Origin of the sequence: Tetragenococcus solitarius NBRC 100494 (assembly GCF_001544195.1) — a bacterium.
In the GTDB taxonomy this organism is placed as follows: domain Bacteria; phylum Bacillota; class Bacilli; order Lactobacillales; family Enterococcaceae; genus Tetragenococcus; species Tetragenococcus solitarius.
Genome location: NZ_BCPY01000030.1, coordinates 1 through 18,618 on the forward strand (window position 1 = coordinate 1; position 18,618 = coordinate 18,618).

15 protein-coding genes and 1 tRNA gene are annotated in these 18,618 nt (G+C 37.7%); 3 read left to right on the top strand and 13 right to left on the bottom strand.

Annotated features, from left to right (window positions below):
• Positions 1-107: 107 nt before the first annotated feature.
• The 6 genes from gndA to dnaE all read right to left on the bottom strand — a co-directional run bounded on the left by gndA (position 108) and on the right by dnaE (position 8,947).
• Positions 108-1,529 carry an NADP-dependent phosphogluconate dehydrogenase gene (gndA, locus tag TS1_RS08780; RefSeq protein ID WP_068709875.1) on the bottom strand — a complete coding sequence of 474 codons (1,422 nt, stop codon included), beginning with the start codon at positions 1,527-1,529 and terminating at the stop codon, positions 108-110.
• A 180-nt stretch (positions 1,530-1,709) separates the two neighbouring features.
• Positions 1,710-1,892, bottom strand: a complete 183-nt coding sequence (gene rpmF / locus TS1_RS08785) for a 50S ribosomal protein L32 (protein WP_068709876.1) — start codon at positions 1,890-1,892, stop codon at positions 1,710-1,712.
• A 56-nt stretch (positions 1,893-1,948) separates the two neighbouring features.
• The gene (locus TS1_RS08790; RefSeq protein WP_068709877.1) at positions 1,949-2,512 is read right to left on the bottom strand and encodes a YceD family protein; all 564 of its coding nucleotides are present in this window, start codon (positions 2,510-2,512) and stop codon (positions 1,949-1,951) included.
• A gap of 155 nt (positions 2,513-2,667) precedes the next feature.
• Entirely contained in the window at positions 2,668-4,434 is a 1,767-nt protein-coding gene (gene pyk, locus TS1_RS08795; protein ID WP_068709879.1) for a pyruvate kinase, read from the bottom strand.
• 65 nt (positions 4,435-4,499) lie between these two features.
• Positions 4,500-5,462: a 6-phosphofructokinase gene (gene pfkA / locus TS1_RS08800; RefSeq protein WP_068709880.1), complete on the bottom strand. Its 963-nt coding sequence runs from the start codon at positions 5,460-5,462 to the stop codon at positions 4,500-4,502.
• A 161-nt stretch (positions 5,463-5,623) separates the two neighbouring features.
• Positions 5,624-8,947, bottom strand: coding sequence for a DNA polymerase III subunit alpha (gene dnaE / locus TS1_RS08805; RefSeq protein ID WP_068709882.1), 3,324 nt, complete (start codon positions 8,945-8,947; stop codon positions 5,624-5,626).
• A 123-nt stretch (positions 8,948-9,070) separates the two neighbouring features.
• Here dnaE and TS1_RS08810 point away from each other — a divergent pair, with 123 nt between their 5' ends.
• Positions 9,071-9,253, top strand: a complete 183-nt coding sequence (locus TS1_RS08810) for a YjzD family protein (RefSeq protein WP_068709884.1) — start codon at positions 9,071-9,073, stop codon at positions 9,251-9,253.
• A gap of 111 nt (positions 9,254-9,364) precedes the next feature.
• Here the strand turns inward: TS1_RS08810 and TS1_RS08815 are convergent, their stop codons facing one another.
• Positions 9,365-10,801, bottom strand: a complete 1,437-nt coding sequence (locus TS1_RS08815) for an NCS2 family permease (protein ID WP_068709886.1) — start codon at positions 10,799-10,801, stop codon at positions 9,365-9,367.
• Between the two features lie 252 nt (positions 10,802-11,053).
• On the opposite strand from TS1_RS08815, the gene TS1_RS08820 reads away from it, so the two are divergent.
• Positions 11,054-11,857: a Cof-type HAD-IIB family hydrolase gene (locus TS1_RS08820; protein WP_068709888.1), complete on the top strand. Its 804-nt coding sequence runs from the start codon at positions 11,054-11,056 to the stop codon at positions 11,855-11,857.
• Positions 11,858-12,013: 156 nt separating this feature from the next.
• Positions 12,014-12,101, top strand: a tRNA-Ser gene (locus TS1_RS08825).
• A gap of 610 nt (positions 12,102-12,711) precedes the next feature.
• Here the strand turns inward: TS1_RS08825 and TS1_RS08830 are convergent.
• From TS1_RS08830 to TS1_RS08860, 6 genes are all read right to left on the bottom strand, one after another.
• A complete protein-coding gene (locus TS1_RS08830) occupies positions 12,712-13,044 on the bottom strand; it encodes a phage head closure protein (protein ID WP_068709890.1) in 333 nt (110 codons plus the stop codon).
• Positions 13,028-13,318 (bottom strand): head-tail connector protein, encoded by a 291-nt coding sequence (locus TS1_RS08835; RefSeq protein WP_068709891.1) that lies wholly within the window; start codon positions 13,316-13,318, stop codon positions 13,028-13,030. Before TS1_RS08835 ends, TS1_RS08830 begins: the two co-directional genes overlap by 17 nt.
• A gap of 111 nt (positions 13,319-13,429) precedes the next feature.
• The gene (locus TS1_RS08840) at positions 13,430-14,959 is read right to left on the bottom strand and encodes a phage major capsid protein (RefSeq protein WP_068709893.1); all 1,530 of its coding nucleotides are present in this window, start codon (positions 14,957-14,959) and stop codon (positions 13,430-13,432) included.
• Positions 14,952-16,139, bottom strand: a complete 1,188-nt coding sequence (locus tag TS1_RS08845; protein WP_068709895.1) for a phage portal protein — start codon at positions 16,137-16,139, stop codon at positions 14,952-14,954. The genes TS1_RS08840 and TS1_RS08845 overlap by 8 nt, the downstream gene beginning before the upstream one ends.
• A gap of 151 nt (positions 16,140-16,290) precedes the next feature.
• Positions 16,291-17,982, bottom strand: coding sequence for a terminase large subunit (locus TS1_RS08855; RefSeq protein ID WP_068709899.1), 1,692 nt, complete (start codon positions 17,980-17,982; stop codon positions 16,291-16,293).
• Positions 17,975-18,451, bottom strand: coding sequence for a phage terminase small subunit P27 family (locus TS1_RS08860; protein ID WP_068709901.1), 477 nt, complete (start codon positions 18,449-18,451; stop codon positions 17,975-17,977). The genes TS1_RS08855 and TS1_RS08860 overlap by 8 nt, the downstream gene beginning before the upstream one ends.
• Positions 18,452-18,618 lie beyond the last annotated feature (167 nt).

The window sequence follows — 18,618 nt, forward strand, 5'->3', positions numbered from 1 at the left end:
AATAAAACACTATACAAAGTTTATCACGTACATACAAAATAAAAAAGAGATAAGTCTGAAAAATATTAGAGCAGACTCATCTCTTTCTTTTCTAACCATCATTTTTCTTATTTTTCATCATACCAAGAATAATGGAAGATACCTTCTTTATCCACACGTTCATAAGTATGAGCACCAAAGAAATCACGTTGTGCTTGAATCAAGTTTGCAGGTAACCTTTTTGCACGATAAGAATCAAAGTAAGCAATAGCCGAAGAAAAGGCTGGTACTGGAACTCCTGCTTGAACTGCTACCCCTATAACATCTCTTACAGCTTGCTGATATTTTTCTGCAATCTCTTTGAAGTAATCATCCAACAGCAAATTATCAATGTCTGGATCTTTATCATAAGCGTCTGTGATCTTTTGTAAAAATTGAGCACGAATGATACAACCCGCACGCCAAATTTTAGCAATTTCACCAAACGGTAGATTCCAGTCATATTCATTAGAAGCCACACGAAGTTGTGCGAATCCTTGAGCGTAACTCATAATTTTACTAAAGTATAGCGCCTGACGAATTTTTTCAAGCAATTCTTTTTTATCCCCAGAGAAAGTATATTCTGGCGTTTTTTGTAGTACTTCACTTGCATGAACTCTTTCTTTTTTAAAGGCAGAAATATAACGAGCAAAAACTGACTCAGTAATTAAAGGCAATGGGACTCCTAAATCCAAAGAGCTTTGGCTCGTCCACTTGCCAGTTCCCTTATTCCCTGCTGAATCTAAAATCATATCAACAATGGGCTCGTCAGTGTCCTCGTCATCTTTGCGTGTTAAAATATCTGCGGTAATATCAATCAAGTAGCTGTCTAGCTCACCCTTGTTCCATTCGGAGAAAATTTCAGCCATTTCGTCCACTGATAAACCTAACACATTTTTCATCAAATCATAGGATTCAGCAATTAACTGCATGTCTCCATATTCGATTCCGTTATGCACCATTTTTACATAGTGGCCAGCACCATTAGGACCAATGTAAGTGACACATGGCGTACCGTCTTCTGCTTTAGCAGCAATTTTTTCTAGAATTGGTGCGACTAATTCATAAGCTTCTTTTTGTCCGCCCGGCATAATGGAAGGTCCTTTTAGTGCACCTTCTTCTCCGCCTGAAACACCAGTTCCGATAAAGTTGATCCCTGAATCAGCCAATTCAGCGTTCCTGCGCATCGTATTTTCAAAAAATGTGTTGCCTCCATCCACTAATACATCGCCTTGGTCCAAGTGTGGTAAAAGGGATTGGATTGTAGCATCCGTGCCTTTACCAGCTTTAACCATCATAATAATACGACGAGGTTTCTCAATCGCATTTACAAATTCTTCCACGCTATACGTTCCTTTTAAATTTTTGTCTGGATTTTCTTCAACTACTACTTCAGTTTTTGAACCCGTACGGTTATATAGTGCCACAGAATATCCACGGCTTTCGATGTTTAAGGCTAAATTTTTCCCCATCACAGCCATACCGATGACACCCACTTGTTGTTTTGTCATTTGTAAACCTCCTAAAAATTGCTAAAATTGATAGACCAATTCTATTATAGCGTAAAAATAATTGCATTCAAAGAAAATTTTAATCATAGATCTGAAACGAACTTTTTTAATAAGAGAATAGTAAAAAACCTTAGGCTCCATGGTTAGCCTAAGGTTTTTTCATTTTCTGAATAAAATGAACTATGCTTCTTCTTTTGCGGTAACATCTTTACCGTTATAGTAGCCACAATTTGCACATACGTGATGACTTTTTTTCATTTCTCCACAATTTGGGCATTCATTTAACCCAGTAACTGTAATTTTATGATGTGTACGGCGTTTTGCTTTTTTTGATTTTGAAGTTTTTCTAGCTGGTACTGCCATTTGCTACACCTCCTTGTAGTGATATCTGCCTATTCAGGGTTATTAATTGAGAAACTTTATGTGTCATCCTCTTCTAAATCTTCTAAAAGCGAAGACAAATCTGCAAGACGAGGATCAGTTGTTTCTTTTCTTTCCGTTTCTTTTTGCTTTTCGTACTCTTCTTCAGAAATGACAGCCCAGTCCGTACCAGAAGGCATGGTACCATGTTGTCTTTCATCTTCAGTCAGTACTTGCACGGGAATTTCAAGTAAAAGATTATCAGCAACGGAATCATTTAAATCCAGCTGTTGTTTTTCTAATAACAAAACCTCTTCAGCTTGAACTGATTCATCTAGCTGTGCATACTGCTCTAGCGTCATAAAAACTTCATCTACTGAAAAATTCATTGGTAATTTAACAGGTTCAAGTGAACGTGAAGATGGAAGTGTAATCGTCGTTTTAGCGGTATAATGTAAGATGTAATCTTCCGTTTCTACCACTACCAAACCTTCGACATGTACCGGAGCAAGATCTAGAATTTGTTCATTTCTTTTCATCAATTCATTTTTAAGGTTGAGTGTTTCATTAAACTGCAGCGGTGTTTCTTGGTTTTTTCTTAACTCTGCTAAAGACCATTTCATTTATCTCACCCCTAAGCAACAAAAGCTATTATACAGACGGAAACTACCTTTGTCAACGGATTTTTCTTGTCAGCTTTAAAGGTAAAAAACACAACCAAGCAACAGCCAAAAATGCATTTGACCGCTGCTTGTTGTTAAACAAACTCTCTGCCAAATTAAATAGCCATTGTTTCTCCGCGATAAACAATACCACGACGAGGGTCTACTGTAACCAATTCACCATCATTAATGATATTTAACGCGTCTTTAGCGCCAACAACCACTGGTAGATCTTGAGCTACACCAACAACTGCAGCATGAGAAGTAAGTCCACTTTCTTCTACAACTAATGCAGCGGCTTTTTCAATCGCTGGCATGTACTCTTTATCAGTTGATGGCACTACTAGGACCATTCCATCTTTAGCTTTGGCAATAGCTTCTTCTGCAGTTTTAGCCACAACAGTATTGGCAACGACTGGATGAGCACCCACGCCTTGAGCTTCAATCAATTTTGAACCGATCATTTGAATCTTCATAACGTTTGTTGTACCACGTTCACCTACTGGTACACCGGCTGTAATTAGAATCAAATCGCCTTCTTTAGCAAAACCTAATTCTAAAGTTTTTTTAGTGGCAAGTTCAAACATATCGTCTGTTGTTTCTGGTTTTTCTGTAACAGTTGGGTAAACACCCCAGTTTAACATCAAACCACGTTTGGTTTGTTCATCAAAAGTTACCGCCAAAATATCTGCATCTGGACGATATTTAGAAATCATTTTAGCTGTATGTCCTGATTCTGTTGCAGCTACAATACATTTAACACCTAAGTTTTTAGCTGCACGTGCCACAGAAAGACCAATGGTTTCTGTTACGTCTGTTTTATCAAATTGGTTAATTTGATAAGAGCCAAGACGTAGCATTGATTTTTCAGCTTCTACATCGATTCGAGCCATCGTTGAAACAGCTTCAACTGGATAACTACCATTAGCTGATTCGCCAGAAAGCATCGTTGCATCCGTCCCGTCAAATACCGCATTAGCTACGTCGGAAGCTTCAGCACGTGTTGGACGTGGATTTTCTTGCATTGATTCTAACATTTGTGTTGCTGTGATAACTGATTTTCCTGCAGCATTACATTTTTTAATAATGTCTTTTTGCGCCATTGGCACTAATTCAGCAGGGATTTCAACCCCCATATCGCCACGAGCAACCATAATTCCGTCAGAAACTTTCAAGATTTCGTCAATATTATCGATTCCTTCTTGAGATTCAATTTTAGGGAAAATTTGAACATGGGTCATTCCAGTTTCTTCCAAAATTTCACGGATATCTAATACGTCTTGTGCTTTACGGACAAAACTTGCTGCAATATAGTTAATATCATGCTGTAAACCAAAACGGATATCGTCAGCGTCTTTATCAGTAATTCCAGGTAAGCTAATAGAAACCCCTGGTGCATTAACACCCTTACGTGAGCCTAAAATACCAGGATTTTGTACTTCCGTAACTAACTCACGGTTTTTTTCATCTTTTTCTAAGATCAACATATCGATTAAACCGTCATCGAACAAAACATGTCCGCCTTCATGAACATCGTCAAAAAGACCTTCGTAAGTCACAGAAATTTTTTCTTTTGTTCCTTCTAATTCTGGGTCCATTGCAATACGTACAGCGTCCCCTATTTCAAATGGAATTTTACCTGTTTCTGTCGCTTGAGCTGTTGTACGAATTTCAGCTCCTTTTGTGTCTAACAAAATCCCTACGTCAATTCCAGTTTGCTCAACAGCTTGTCTAACTTTGTTCATACGATCCAAATGTTCTTCATGATCTCCATGGGAAAAGTTAAAGCGAAACACATTTGCCCCTGATTCAATTAATTTTGTAATCGTATCGACTGAATTACTAGCCGGTCCTAACGTACTAACGATTTTTGTTTTTTTCATTAATAACATACTCCTATTCGTTTATTTAAAAACAGTTTTATACTTTTAATTACATATGAAAAATACTAGAATGACAATTCTTGGTTTAAATCATAAAGCGAAAGGTCTGGTTGATGTTTTCCATTTTCTAAAGTATCGACAATATCTGAAGAAACAACTTCGTTATCAACGATGCCAACACAACGTCCGCCTTTGCCTTCTTGTAAAAGCTCAACTGCAAAGCCACCGAACTTACTAGCCAAAACACGGTCTCTAGCACTGGGCGAACCACCGCGAGCCACGTGTCCAGGGATGGAAACTCTTGTATGGAAATCACCATATTCTTTTAATTTTTCAGCGAATTCATTACCACCCATTACACCTTCAGCCACAACAATTAAACAGTGTTTCTTGCCACGATCGCGACCTTCTTGGATGCGTTTTGCGACCTTATCCATATCAAAATCATGTTCAGGAATAATAATTTCATCAGCTCCACCAGCGACTCCAGCCCATAAAGCAATATCACCTGCATCGCGACCCATTACTTCAATAATAAAAGTACGGACATGAGAGGTTGCCGTATCGCGAATACGGTCCAATGAATCCAAAATTGTATTTGTAGCTGTGTCAAAGCCAATCGTAAAATCAGTTCCCGGAATATCATTATCAATGGTTCCGGGGATACCGACAGTCGGATACCCCAGTCTTGTTAAAGCAAGCGCTCCATGATAAGAACCATCTCCGCCAATCACTACAAGACCTTCAATTCCAAATTTATTTAATTGCTCCATCCCTTTTAATTGTCCTTCTTCTGAAGCAAATTCAGGGTAACGTGCTGAGTAAAGGAAAGTACCGCCGCGTTGGATTTTATCTCCAACATCAGCAATTTCTAAACGACGAATGTCTCCAGCTACCAATCCAGCAAAGCCATAATTGATTCCGTAGACTTCCATTCCGTTATAGATTGCTTTACGTGTAATTGCACGAATCGCCGCATTCATACCAGGTGCGTCTCCACCACTGGTCAAAATTCCAATGCGCTTCATATTCTACTTCACCTCATCATTAGTATAATTAGCAAATCCAAGTGATTGCTTTTAAAGCTTTCAATTCGTTTAACATTTTATCATTAATTTAAGTAAATGTCTTGGTAAAACAAGAAAAAAACGTTATTTCTGAAATATTTAATGAAAATATTTCAGAAAAATTATTTAAATACAACGTTTTCCTTTCCCATTATTTTTTCTAAAGAAGCATATAACTCTTTGGTATACGTTACCCAATTCTTTTCAGGTAGTAGACGTGTTTCCCCCGTTGCTTCATAATAAAGCACGATTGGTACGTTTCCATTGAATTGATGAATCACTACATACAATTTTTCCAGCAATTGTTTTTGATCAGCGTCTTTTGCTATTTTCAAATAACCCGTTTTATCAGCAATAGAATCTGCTAATTCTTTCGCTGGTATCACTTGGTTAGCAATAATTTGAAGCTTATCATTGTATTTGTTTTTTTCTACTTTCCCTTCAATGTAATACACCTGATTTTCTGCAAGTTGATTTCTTACTGTGCGATACAAACGAGGAAAAACAGTAATAGAGGTTTCATCTGTTGGATCATTACCTTCTAAAAAAGCCATCTGTTCTCCTTTTTTTGTACGAATTTCTCTGATTTCTGTCAAATAAATTAATAAATTAACAGTCGTATTTTCAACTAATTCAATGATATCTACTACTTTTTTACGTTGTCTAATTTTATTATATTGTTCAACCGGATGCCCTGATAGATAGATGCCTAAATACTCATCCTCTAACTCTAACTTTTCCTCTAGGTCAAAATCAGATAATTCTTCGTTTTTTAGAGCCATCATGTCTAGCAAATCAAGGCTGCCACCGCTATACAGCACATTTTGTATTTTGCCTTCTAACTGAGACATTGTTTGTCGACGGTTTTTTTCCAGCTCGTCAAAAGCTCCAATGGCTATTAGCGGACGAATCATCTCTTCTTTTAACCATTTGCTGTTGCGTTGATTCATACGTGCTAAAAACTGATTTAGCGAAGCAAAATTCCCATTTTCTTTTCGTTCATTAAGAATGTCATAAATAAAATCACGTCGGATACCTTTAATGCTCCCTAGACCAAAGCGAATTTCTTGTAAAGAGTTTAAATAGAATGAATAATAACTCTGATTGATGGATGGATTTAAAATTTTCACTCCTGCGTTTTTGGCAGCACTCAGATACTCTTTTAATTTTTTAGGATTATGCAAAACCGAACGCAGTAGGGCCTTAAAAAAAGGCGCCGGATAATGGACTTTTAGATAAGCCATTTGAAAAGCCACAAAAGAATAAGCAAAAGCGTGAGACCGGTTAAAACCATAATCAGCAAAGCGTTCAATATAATTATAAACCTGATCCGCCTTTTCTTTGGTAAATCCCTTTTTTTGTGCGCCTTCTATGAAATAACGACGTTGTTGGTCCAAAACACTTTTTTTCTTTTTACTAATGGCCCGGCGTAAAATATCCGCTTGCCCTAAAGTAAAACCGGCCATTTGAGAAGCAACTTGCATAATTTGTTCTTGATAGACCATGACGCCGTAAGTATTTTCCAGTATAGGTTTTAAACTAGAATCAAGGTAATCAATTTTTTCTTTGCCGTGTTTTCTTTTAATAAAGGTATCAATATTTTGCATGGGTCCTGGCCGATACAGTGCGTTTACTGCTGCTACATCTTCAATTGTCTCAGGGACTAAGCGTCGTAAAACATTTCGAATACCAGCTGATTCAAATTGAAAAATACCCGTTGTCTCCCCTTTTTGAAACAAGCGCAGTGTTTTTTTGTCGTCTAAGGGAATATCTTTTTGGGTAATCCCTTGCTTCGTCACTTTTTGAACTCCTTGTAAGGTATCATCAATAATTGACAAATTACGTAGTCCCAAAAAATCAATTTTTAACAGACCGATTTCTTCCACATCGTTCATGGTAAATTGCGTTAACCAAATACCTTCTGTACCTTCTTGCAAAGGGACTAAATCCAATAAATTTTGGTCGCTGATCACAACCCCTGCTGCATGAGTTGATACATGTCGAGGCAATCCTTCTAATGTTTTGGCTGCTTGAAACAACTGTTTATTTCGTTCGTTCATATTCGCCAATTCACGCAATGCTTTTGATTTGCCGTAAGCTTCCTCTAACGTAATCTTCAATTGTTTGGGAATAGCGTTAGACCAACGATTTGCCTCACTTTGAGAGAGGCCAAAGACCCGACAAGTATCACGCAAAACCATTTTTGCTGCCATTGTCCCAAATGTCGCAATTTGTGCCATGTGATTTTGTCCATATTTTCCTTTTACGTATTGTAAAACTTCATTACGTTTGTTATCCGGGATGTCTAAGTCAATATCAGGCATGTTATTTCGTTCAGGGTTTAAAAAACGTTCAAACAAAAGGTCATATTGAATCGGATCAACATCCGTAATCGATAAAACATAAGCCGTTAAAGAACCTGCTGCTGAGCCACGCCCTGCCCCAGTAACAATTTTATTTTTGTGCAAAAAGTCCATAACGTCCCAAACAATTAAGAAATAATCATCAAAACCCATTCTGTGGATAACTGAAAGTTCATAATTCAAACGTTCTTGGTAACGTCGATCTACCTTTTCAACTCTTTGCGGTAGTTTTGTTTCACACAATTCCTTTAAATATTGACTCGCAGTCCGATGATCTTCTATAGGATAATGAGGTAACAAGCTTTGATGCAAAGGGATTTCTACTTGACAGCTAGCAGCAATCTGCTCTGTTTGCTGCAAAGCTTGAGGAGCGTTTGTTTCATACCATGCTGCTTTTTTTTCAGGCGTTTCCAAACTTTTAAAAGATGTTACTTGTTGCATTTCTTGTTGTAAGCTTTCTATTTGCTCGCCTTCTTTGATATGATGCATAACTTTTACAGAAAAAGCTTCCTCTGGATAAAGAGAATCAATTAACTGATAGGCAGCTGGTTTTACTTCTTGCAGTTCCATCCATTCTTGCATATCTTCTGCTAAAAAGCTCTGGTAGGAAACTCCGTAAAAAAGCTGGTTTTTCCCAATAATATTTTGCAATTCAATTATTCTATCTTCGGCTAATGGTTTGTTTGTATCAAATAGCTCTACTAACTCATTTTCAGCAGGTAAGATAGCATATAAATCATGCAAAGACGCCTCTTTTTCTAATAAAACCTGTGCCCCGCTCATCTTCTGACTTGATAAATGCATAAGTTTTTTGTAACCCTGATTATTTTTAGCAAAGAAAAAGATACTATGTTCTTTTTCTGTTTGTTGTGAATAATAATCAAGCAACAGCCCGATCACTGGGTGAATTTGTTCTGTTTGACAAGCTTTAACAAATTCTAAAGCGCCATAAAGATTATTTCTGTCTGAAAGGCCTAAATGTTTATATCCTACTTTTTTAGCCAGTTGAACGTATTCTGAAATTTTAATCGTACTTTGTAATAAAGAATAAGATGACAGTGTTGTTAAATGTGTAGCGCTCATTTCCATTTCCCCTTAAAAATAAGTAAATAATAGCAACGATTGATTAAATGGTTTTAACTTTACATGTAAATAAATTGTGATAAACTAAATTCGAATATGTAAGTACTGAAAGAAGGTGTAGCAATGCGCTACCTTATTACAATTATTTGGTCCTTAATTTTAGGACAAGTTGTTGGCTTTTTAGGCAGTTCTCTGACGAGTACAAATTACGATTTTATCCTAACAACAATTTGTTCCTTAGTGGTCGGTTTCATTGTTATTGCAATAGGATCAATTGTGTACCCTAGTAAAAAACAAGCACACTAACCGCTAAAAACCCGTTACTTTTTATTGTAACGGGTTTTTTATTCTTTTCAACCAATTGTGTTTGATTTTAACTTATTGCATCAGTTAATGAAAGAAAAATTGAAGACATTTTTAAAGCACAGCTAAAATAACAAAATTTAAAATAAATAATAAATCGATGAACCATAAGATAGGAGAAACTTCCTTTGTCTTTCCTTTAATAATTTTTACGATGGAATAAAAAATAAACCCAGCCGCAATACCATATGAAATGCTGTAACATAATCCCATAAATATCGAAGCAAAAAATGCTGGGACTGCTTCTTCCAAGTCTACCCAATTAATATCTTTAAATGAAGATAGCATCATAATCCCTACTAACACCAGTGCTGGCGCAGTTGCTTGTGCCGGAACAATCGAAATTAGAGGCGAAAATAAGCTACTCAAACCAAACATAACTGCCACTGTTACTGAAGTCAACCCTGTTCTGCCACCTGTGCCAATACCTGCTGCAGATTCAACAAAAGTAGTGGTATTTGAGGTCCCAAAAACAGCTCCGATAGAAGTAGCAACCGCATCTGAGAAGAGTGCGCGATCCATTTTCGTATTCATTCCTTTGCTGTCTTCTAGTGCAGCTTCATCTTCTTTAGAAAAAATTCCTGTACGTCGGCCTGTTCCAATAAATGTACCGATCGTATCAAAAGTGTCTGACAAACTAAAAGCAATTACTGTCATAATAACCTGAGGAACTTTGGCAGAATCATTAAATAATGACTGCATACCTTCTTTGCCAAAAGCGGCACCAAAAGTTGTCCCTAATTCTTTTATAGATTTACTTAAGGAACTCGCTTGCCAATCAACTGCGCTAAAATCAACAACACCCATAAAAATGCCAATAATCGTCGTACCAACGATCCCAATTAATACTGCTCCCCGCACATTAGCTACTACTAAAATAGTCATTAAAACTAGACCGATTAGGGCTAAAAGAACAGCTGAATTGTCAAAATTAGCCAAAGCAGGGACAATGCCCCCATTGATATCAGCGCTGATCACTTCGTTACCTTCAACGGTTGCTCCAATAATTGAATCAGAATCAGCAGAAAAAGTTAATAGATTAGCGTTTTTCAAACCGACGTAAGCCACAAAAATACCGATTCCCCCGCCGATTGCATGTTGCATACTTTCAGGAATCGCTCGAATAATTGATTTACGGATTTTCGTAATCGTAATAAAAATATTAATTAAACCGCAAATAAACACCATTGCCAGTGCTTGTTGCCAAGTATAACCCAAACCAAAGACAACCGTATAAGTAAAAAACGCGTTTAACCCCATTCCAGGAGCTTGGGCATAAGGAACGTTAGCAAATAACCCCATCACTAATGTTCCAATAATTGCTGAGATAATGGTTGCTAAAAATACAGCTTGAAACGGCATCCCCGCCGCCGACAATATTGTAGGATTTACAAATAAAATATAACTCATTGCAAAAAAAGTGGTTATTCCAGCCATAATTTCTGTTGAAACGTTTGTTCCGTTCTCCTTTAATTTGAAAAACCTTTCCATTTTCTTTTTTCACTCCTTTAAAATATTATGTCCAACGAAAATGAGCGTTTTCTATCATTTGGATTTTCAACTTGAACAACTATTGATTATAGTTATTTGCACTCATCATTTCAATTAATTCTTAACAAATTAAGAGGTGAATATTTTTATCGTTCGTGTTTAACGTTTGAGTATGCTTCTCCTTTTTACATCGTTTTGTCAAAATAAGGAATTGTGATAAACTGGTTACAATTACTATTAAAGGAGACTTATATGTCAAAAAAATTAATTGCTCTGGATTTAGACGGCACGACACTAAATAATGATTCAACAATTAGTCCGAAAACAGCACAAATTTTACAAAAAGTTAGAGCTAATGGACATGTGGTCAGTATCGCTACAGGGCGTCCCTATCGCATGAGTGCTCATTATTACCAACAATTACACTTAGACTCACCAATTGTTAACTTTAATGGAGCTCTAATCCACAAACCTCAACAAAAATGGGCTTACGAAAAAGAGTATTCTATTCAACGAGAAATCGCCTTTGAAATTCTTGCTCAAAAAGAAAAGTTACATTTAGATTTTGTTGCAGCCGAAAATCGCGAGACATTTTTTATTGATAATCTACAGAACTTTCAAAAAGATTTCTTTGCTACCGACACTGTAACAGATGCTAATTTATTTTCTCAGTTAAAAACAAACCCTACTTCAGTCATGCTCAAAACTAAAAATGAATTCTCTAATTTTGTAGTTAAGACCTTAACCAATCAATTTTCTGATGAAATTGAAGTGCGTACTTGGGGAGGTCCAAATGCTATTTTAGAAGTAGTCCCAAAAGGTGTACAAAAAGCGATGGCAGTGTCTGTAGTAGCAGAGTCAATGCAAATCAAACAAAAAGATGTTATTGCATTTGGCGACGAACACAACGACGTCGAACTTCTAGACTATGCCGGTTGGGGTGTAGCTATGAAAAACGGAACAGAGCAAGTGAAAAAGGTTGCCAACGATATCACAGATAAGACCAACGACGAAGATGGAATGGTGGATTACTTAGAAGAGTTATTAGCAATGTAAAGTTAAATATACAATAAATACGTTTAACCAACAAATGAAGTCTTTATTATCATTTAAATTTGGGCTTATACTGTAGCCCTTTTTTAAATGAAATTTTTCAGGGAAATAAAAAATAATCCTTGCATTTCTATCAAAAAATGAGAAAATATTATTTGCGGAGAGTTGGCAGAGCGGTAATGCACTGGACTCGAAATCCAGCGAGCCGTGTAAAAGCGGTGCACGGGTTCAAATCCCGTACTCTCCTTATAAGGGGATAAAATCCCTGCTGTATCAACGTTTTTCATTGCTTCACTATTTTCTTAACGTGTTTTTTAACGTGTTTTGATAAATTTTTACGTGCGGGGAGCTACATAATTTGATAAAATACATAATATGTTTCGGTATAGCCTATCAGTTTATTGCTGGTAGGTTTTTTTATGCGACGTCGCATAATTTAGGAACTCAAGCATTAACCTATGCACACAGGCGCATTCTAAGCACTTTAAAATTTTTACTATGTATAATTGTGCCTTAAAAACAAGGAGAGCCACCTCCCGAAAATAGGAGATGGCCATTAAATTAGGTAATGCACTTAAAGAAACACGTAAGGCCTCTTTAGTACGTACAAAACAAAGCTTAGGGAGAAACACCGCCCACGGTTGGTAGTGCCGCTTTAAGAAGGGGCTTCCTCCTTTCACTCTTTTGACGTCTTACCGTTTGCCTTAGCCTATCCACGGACTCGCTAGCAGTACCGCTACAATTTTCAACCTTGGCAATTGGTTCGGGTGCTACCCTAGCAGAATAAAAACTGATCAGGTTTCTTTCTACCTACCTCTATTATACCATAAAAAAGCCTTTTTTTGTGGGATTGCATTTCATTTTCGTGCCTTCACAACAACCACCATAAAAGCTTTTTCGGCATAATCTGGATTGATTTCTACGATATCATATAGTTTGTTCTGCCAGCGAACCATCATCTTATTATCAATGGCTAGTTGTTGCTGTTGTCGGATAACTATATCGATCGTATCTTCATAACCTGGAATGTTACCAAGCTTGATATCTCGAATGTTTGCCGTGCGGATCTTTGCCCAACAAGAAAATAAATCTGTCGCAATATCCTCACCTGGTTCAGGTCCTGGCTTAGACGTCATTTGAACAAACGTCACACGCTCGTTTAATTCACTAATGTTATTGACTATCGGCATGCCACAACGCTCCTCTCAGTTGCTGAATCAACGCCTGTACAGTGACAGGAATATGAGCACTGGTTGCGTCTTGTCGGTTTAAATACCAATGCTGAGCCAGTAAAGACACTGCCCAATCAAATTGCTTATAACCTTCTAAATCTTCTGCTGTTAAGCTGCTATCTACTGCAAAAACAATGTAGCTTCCTGCTGTACCGATCAGTTGTTCAATCAAGCTATCGTCCATGCTGTGGTCAATTCGCAAGCTATTTTTTATATCATCAATTTTTACCATGTTATCAACTCCTATAAAAAAAGTGGAGATCAGCTCAAAACTGAACCAATCCCCTCACTTTTTATTCTTTTAATTTCGCTTCATTGGCTCTAGCTTCATCAACTAGAGGCGTTACTCCCCCGAGCCACCACCAGTTGTTTCAGGTGTGAATTCGATATAAACAGAAGCTTCTTCATCAATGGTTTCATAGTCATTACGGATAACAACTGCTAACCCTTGGCTGTAATAGTCGAATTTATCCCATTGTGTGGTTACTTGGTTACGGCGAGCCACAAAGACTGATTGCGCAATGTCGCCAATGATCATAGGGAACGCGCCGTTTTCAGCGTTAGCTAGCAACTTGTTAGATACAAGCACAACCGGCATACCAAACAATGATTTGCCACTTGGTGCTGTTACGTCTGGTTGTAAGATATAACGACCGTCTGAATCTTTCAACGTGTCTAAGTGGTTGAATCCAGATTGATTCAAAATAACGGTTTTATCCAACGCAGGATCTAACGTTACATTGTGGATTTCTTTCAATCCGTCAAGGTCGGCAACTTCTTGTTTTGGGAAAGTCTTCAATAAATCAATGATATGTTTATTGTCTGTATTATCAACCAATTGTTGTAACTGTTCTTTCACTTCTTGCACAATGTTTACTTCACTATCTTCCACGATTTCATTTGATAAAGCAATCTTACCAGCGCGAGTAGCAACCGCATAGTTAACACTTGTAAACATATCCGCGTCAACGTCTTCAATTTCTGCCAGTTCTTCTTTTGTTGCCAATACGGCTTCTTGGTTAGTGGCTACTGGATATTTTCCTTGTCCGTTAGATACTGTTTTAACGGTAGCATATTGCGCTAAGTTGTATTTATTGCGTTTAAGGTCGAATACTTCGCCAATCACTTCTTCAGGTACAACCGCAGCGGCGTTTTCTGTCGTTACGTCTCTTACTTCGCCTTTTGAACGGATATATTCTTCATAGTTACGGATTTCTGTTTGTTCGTTATTCATTAATGTTTTTTCCATGTTATTATCTCCTTTTTGGTCGTCAGAGGTGGATTCTAACGCCTTGTTCATTTTTTTATTGGATCGTTGTTCAATAAACTTCTCGTATGAGCGCTTATTGACTTGTACATTACTACTATCATAAGCTGGCATGGTTACAACTGAGATTTCAGGCATGTTCTTCACGCTTTTAATGCTACGCGTCACTTCGCCCGTTTCCTTGTCTTCGTCAAAGCTATCAATGCCTAGCTCAAAGCCAAAACTCATTGAATCAACCACGCCTTTTGATACATTTTCATATACATCCTTTGCATAAGTCGTATCATTCAATGTCGCTTCAAAGTGTAAGCCCGTGTCGTCTACCTCTAATTTCAACGTGTCACTCTTAACAGAAGCTAATGGCTTGCTATAATCATGATCATATAGTAAGAAACAATTTGAGAAATCAACATCTTTCAACGCTTCCTTGTCGATTTTTTCAACAAAGCCGCCTAAATCCTTGCTAGGTTCACCAAACTTCAGCGCATAACCACTAATGGTCTTGCCAGCTTCTTCTGTTTCTTCTTCCTTAGAATCTGCTTGCTTTTCTTCTGCTTCCAAGTCAGCTTCTTCAGTTAAGCGTTTTTCTTTTTCTTCTTCATTCATTGACTGAATCCTCCTTTATCATATTCTCTTGTGGTTCTACTTTTTCCCTTTGATATTCTTCTAAGTTATCCAAGTACGTATAATTCAAGCTTGCTAACAATCTGTCGCCATTTTCGATCTTTTCCAGTCCTAACTTGGCACGTCCTTCATTGATTGTTATCAGCGACCCTTGCACTTGCGACAAAATGTTCTTAGATTTCGTTTCTGGATCACTTTCAAGCATACGATCCACATTAAAGCGATACTGTCCGCCTAACTTACTATTGAACTCACTCACAAAACAATTGAAATAATGAATCAGTGATTCTTTTACATAAATTAAATTACTTTGAGAAGTGTTACTGTGCGTATTTTCTACACCCAATCGTTCAACAGGAATTCTAAACACTGACGCTATTTGTCGACTTGTCCAGTCATTTGAGTTGGCTATCTTAAGGATATCTGTATTGATTTCTAAGGGTTTATAATCCATCGTATCATCTAATATCAGCGTTCTCATGGCATTTGTGCCGCCACCGTTGACTTCTTCCCAGTTGTTTCGGACGTTTTCTTTTGCTTCCTTATCCAAAACACCTTTATCAACTTTTAGAATGCCGTTACCATTTACGCCACGGCTGAAGAAGTTACCTAACATCTTGTTGCCCGACTTTTGTATTTTCATTTCATCACGTAAAGCGTATAGCGGACTTAAACCAGTCAACCCATCTTGTGTAAACATCTTAAAATGAAGCATATCTTCTGGCTTGACATTGCGCTTTTTATCGCCAATCTTATACCGGAGTGCGCCGCTATCCATTTGCTGAATCGTCACACTTGAGTTTGGTAACAATTCAATAGCGGTTATTTGGTCGCCGTCTCGCTTAATCTCAGCAAAACTATTGCCATTGAGTAACATATTGACTGCCAGCGCAAACTTTAAATGCCAGCCGTCCATAACGTCATTAGATTGTTCATTTAAAAGCTTTGTTATGGCGTTATCTCGCTTTGGTACACCATTCTTTACTACTTGCAATGGACTAGAAGCCACATCACTGGCAACAATTGAAATGGCGGTAAAGATATCGCTATTCCTTAGTGCGCCCACGCTTGTATAAGAAACGTCACCTTCAGCCTGCATAGAAACCACAGCGTCTAAGAAAGGATCGCCCGTTGTACTTTGCTTCTTAGCAAAAAAACTCATTATCTAACCTCCCTTCTCATAATTGATTAATAGTGCCAATACTATTAGGACAATTCCCAGCGCTAGCAGTCCAAAAAAGGGGTTTGCTAGAAATGTAATGGCAATCACGATGAAAAGAAAACCTAGTAATAAAAGCAGGGTCTGTAAATTATCAAAAAGAAAATGCTTCAGATTTGAAAAATTCATTGAGGTTCTCGCTCCTTTCCTCGTTATCGTAGTAATTCATAGCGAACACGTACGCATTTATAAGTGCTGCTACACTATCAATCTTGTTACTGTTCTTGGCTTTATTGATTTGAATTCCGTTGTTATCTTCTTTTACCATGGCGTTATTGATACCGTGCGTTAAAATCGTATTTTTCGGGTGGATAATGTTACCTTCTGCCACCTGTTCGCGGAAAGTCCTTGTAGGTACATTCAATGTAAGCGTGCCCTGTCTTACTTCGATTAATGGATAACTGGCTTTTTCGGCCATGGATACTAAACTATTTGCGTTGTAAGGGTCATAACAGATTCCCTGTAACTCCAATTCATTATCTTCAATCAATGATTGGATAAACTCGAATACTTGCTCGTAGTCCACAATGCCACTTTCGAGCTGAGTAATAGAGCACTCGCCAATTTTTTCTAACTTGCGATAAGGCAATCCGTCTTTTTTCTCCTTGGATTCTAAGCCATACTTGGTTGCTACAAACGAATGCGAATCACAGTATAACTTCCCATCAATAGGCACTATCCAGCTCACACTGGTTAAGTCGTCCGTCTTCGATAAATCAATACCAATATAAACAGGACGCCCTGTAATCGGCTGTGAGGGTGCTTCTACGGCGTTCCAATCTCTCGCAGGTAAATAACTATCTTCGCTTGCTTGTCGCCACAGATTGAAGTTTTTGACTAATACAGCGTTGATATTATCTTGCTTCAAAGCCAAATCTACATCATCTTGAATAGATGGCAGCATAACTTTTTTTATATCCTTTTTTTCAAAAATAGGGTTTGCTTTGATCCACATATTTTGGTCGTGAATCTCGTCTTCACTATCCAATTCCCAAATCGCTATAAAATATCTGTCTGCTTCATCTAATCCTTTTAAGATACGGTCAGCTAGTAAATAATCTTCATACAACGGTACATTCAAATCTAAGCCAGCTGTGGTTATCGTGGCTAACAAACCATTCTTCTGGTTCATCATCCCTGATTTAAGTACGTTCTCCACTTTACGGGTCTTAGCTTCGTGGGCTTCATCAATCACTCCAAGCGTAGGTGCATAACCATCTAACGTATTTGTTTCACTTGCTAAAGCCATAGCAAAACTATTACTTGGTTTATGTACGATTTTCGATTGCATGATTTTTAATTGCTGCCGCATGAACTTACTTTTGTTAGAAACCGATTGTAAAGAGTTAGCCAGCATATCATAGCCAATTCTTGCTTGTTTGGTGCTGTTGGCCACAAACAAACATTGCCGCCCTTCTGCGGGTTCTTTTTCCATAATCAAAGAATTTGCAGCAATACCGCTAGCAAGATATGTTTTAGAGTTCTTACGGCTCATAGAAACTAAAGCACGGTTAAAACGCCGTAAATCCCCTTGCTTGGTTCGCCAGCCATACAATGAACCTATAATAAATTTCTGAAAGCCTAGCATTTGAATTGGTTGGCCATCTGTTCCAGGCAGCATTTCCATAAACTTTATAGCTTTATCGGCTTGCTTCTCATCAAAGATATAAGAAAAATCTTCGGACTTGCTACGTTCCAAGTCATTTAAATGACGTTGGCAAGCGTTTTTTATCTTTTCAGGCGCTAAAATTTCCCCCGACAAAACTTTTTCAATGTAATCATTCATCTTTCATCAACTCACTGAAAGGATCACTCTCAGGTTCAGCTTTAGCGTTGTTTATTGCCATTTTCTGGCGCTCAATCATTGTCATACCCAAAGCAGTGGACGCTGTCTTTAAATCTCCCATAGCACGGCTTTGTGTCCTAACAGCTGGATTCTCTCGTTTAGTACCATCTTTATTTTTTTGGAAAGTGCCAAACTTTTTAATTTCGTGTTCTGCTTGTTTTATTCGAGCGTAAGCCAAACAGTAAGCCACAAAATTTCCATAATCCACCTCAGAGAACGGATAATCACTTTTTAAAACAGGTAATAATCTATTCCATTCCTCCTTAGCCGCTGCTGGCATAAAGGCGGGGGGTGTGGTCATAGAAAAGTCCTTATGTTGAAATAACTCTTTTACAGCGTCTTCCCGTTGCGCGTGGTCTTCTCGGCTTCCTTCAGGTATTTTTTCACTCAATAAATTAATGTTGCTCACAGTAACACCTCCTATTGTTTACTTTTTATATCCTTTAGGCTTATTGTGTTGGTCAGTCGTTCGCTACGATGCAGGAGCTGGACACCCTATTATGGCAAGCCTTATTCAGTTCTTAGCTACACCTGTATTATAACAGATTTCAGCTACTGTTACAACAGCTAATACAT

Excerpts from the sequence above, each read along its gene's own strand:
- TS1_RS08845 (WP_068709895.1), bottom strand. The coding sequence starts at position 16,139 with ATGAGTTTTTTTGCTAAGAAGCAAAGTACAACGGGCGATCCTTTCTTA.
- TS1_RS08830 (WP_068709890.1), bottom strand. The coding sequence starts at position 13,044 with ATGCCGATAGTCAATAACATTAGTGAATTAAACGAGCGTGTGACGTTT.
- TS1_RS08810 (WP_068709884.1), top strand. The coding sequence starts at position 9,071 with ATGCGCTACCTTATTACAATTATTTGGTCCTTAATTTTAGGACAAGTT.
- gndA (WP_068709875.1), bottom strand. The coding sequence starts at position 1,529 with ATGACAAAACAACAAGTGGGTGTCATCGGTATGGCTGTGATGGGGAAA.
- rpmF (WP_068709876.1), bottom strand. The coding sequence starts at position 1,892 with ATGGCAGTACCAGCTAGAAAAACTTCAAAATCAAAAAAAGCAAAACGC.
- TS1_RS08820 (WP_068709888.1), top strand. The coding sequence starts at position 11,054 with ATGTCAAAAAAATTAATTGCTCTGGATTTAGACGGCACGACACTAAAT.
- TS1_RS08840 (WP_068709893.1), bottom strand. The coding sequence starts at position 14,959 with ATGAATGAAGAAGAAAAAGAAAAACGCTTAACTGAAGAAGCTGACTTG.
- TS1_RS08855 (WP_068709899.1), bottom strand. The coding sequence starts at position 17,982 with ATGAATGATTACATTGAAAAAGTTTTGTCGGGGGAAATTTTAGCGCCT.
- pfkA (WP_068709880.1), bottom strand. The coding sequence starts at position 5,462 with ATGAAGCGCATTGGAATTTTGACCAGTGGTGGAGACGCACCTGGTATG.
- TS1_RS08815 (WP_068709886.1), bottom strand. The coding sequence starts at position 10,801 with ATGGAAAGGTTTTTCAAATTAAAGGAGAACGGAACAAACGTTTCAACA.
- pyk (WP_068709879.1), bottom strand. The coding sequence starts at position 4,434 with ATGAAAAAAACAAAAATCGTTAGTACGTTAGGACCGGCTAGTAATTCA.
- TS1_RS08835 (WP_068709891.1), bottom strand. The coding sequence starts at position 13,318 with ATGGTAAAAATTGATGATATAAAAAATAGCTTGCGAATTGACCACAGC.
- TS1_RS08790 (WP_068709877.1), bottom strand. The coding sequence starts at position 2,512 with ATGAAATGGTCTTTAGCAGAGTTAAGAAAAAACCAAGAAACACCGCTG.
- dnaE (WP_068709882.1), bottom strand. The coding sequence starts at position 8,947 with ATGAGCGCTACACATTTAACAACACTGTCATCTTATTCTTTATTACAA.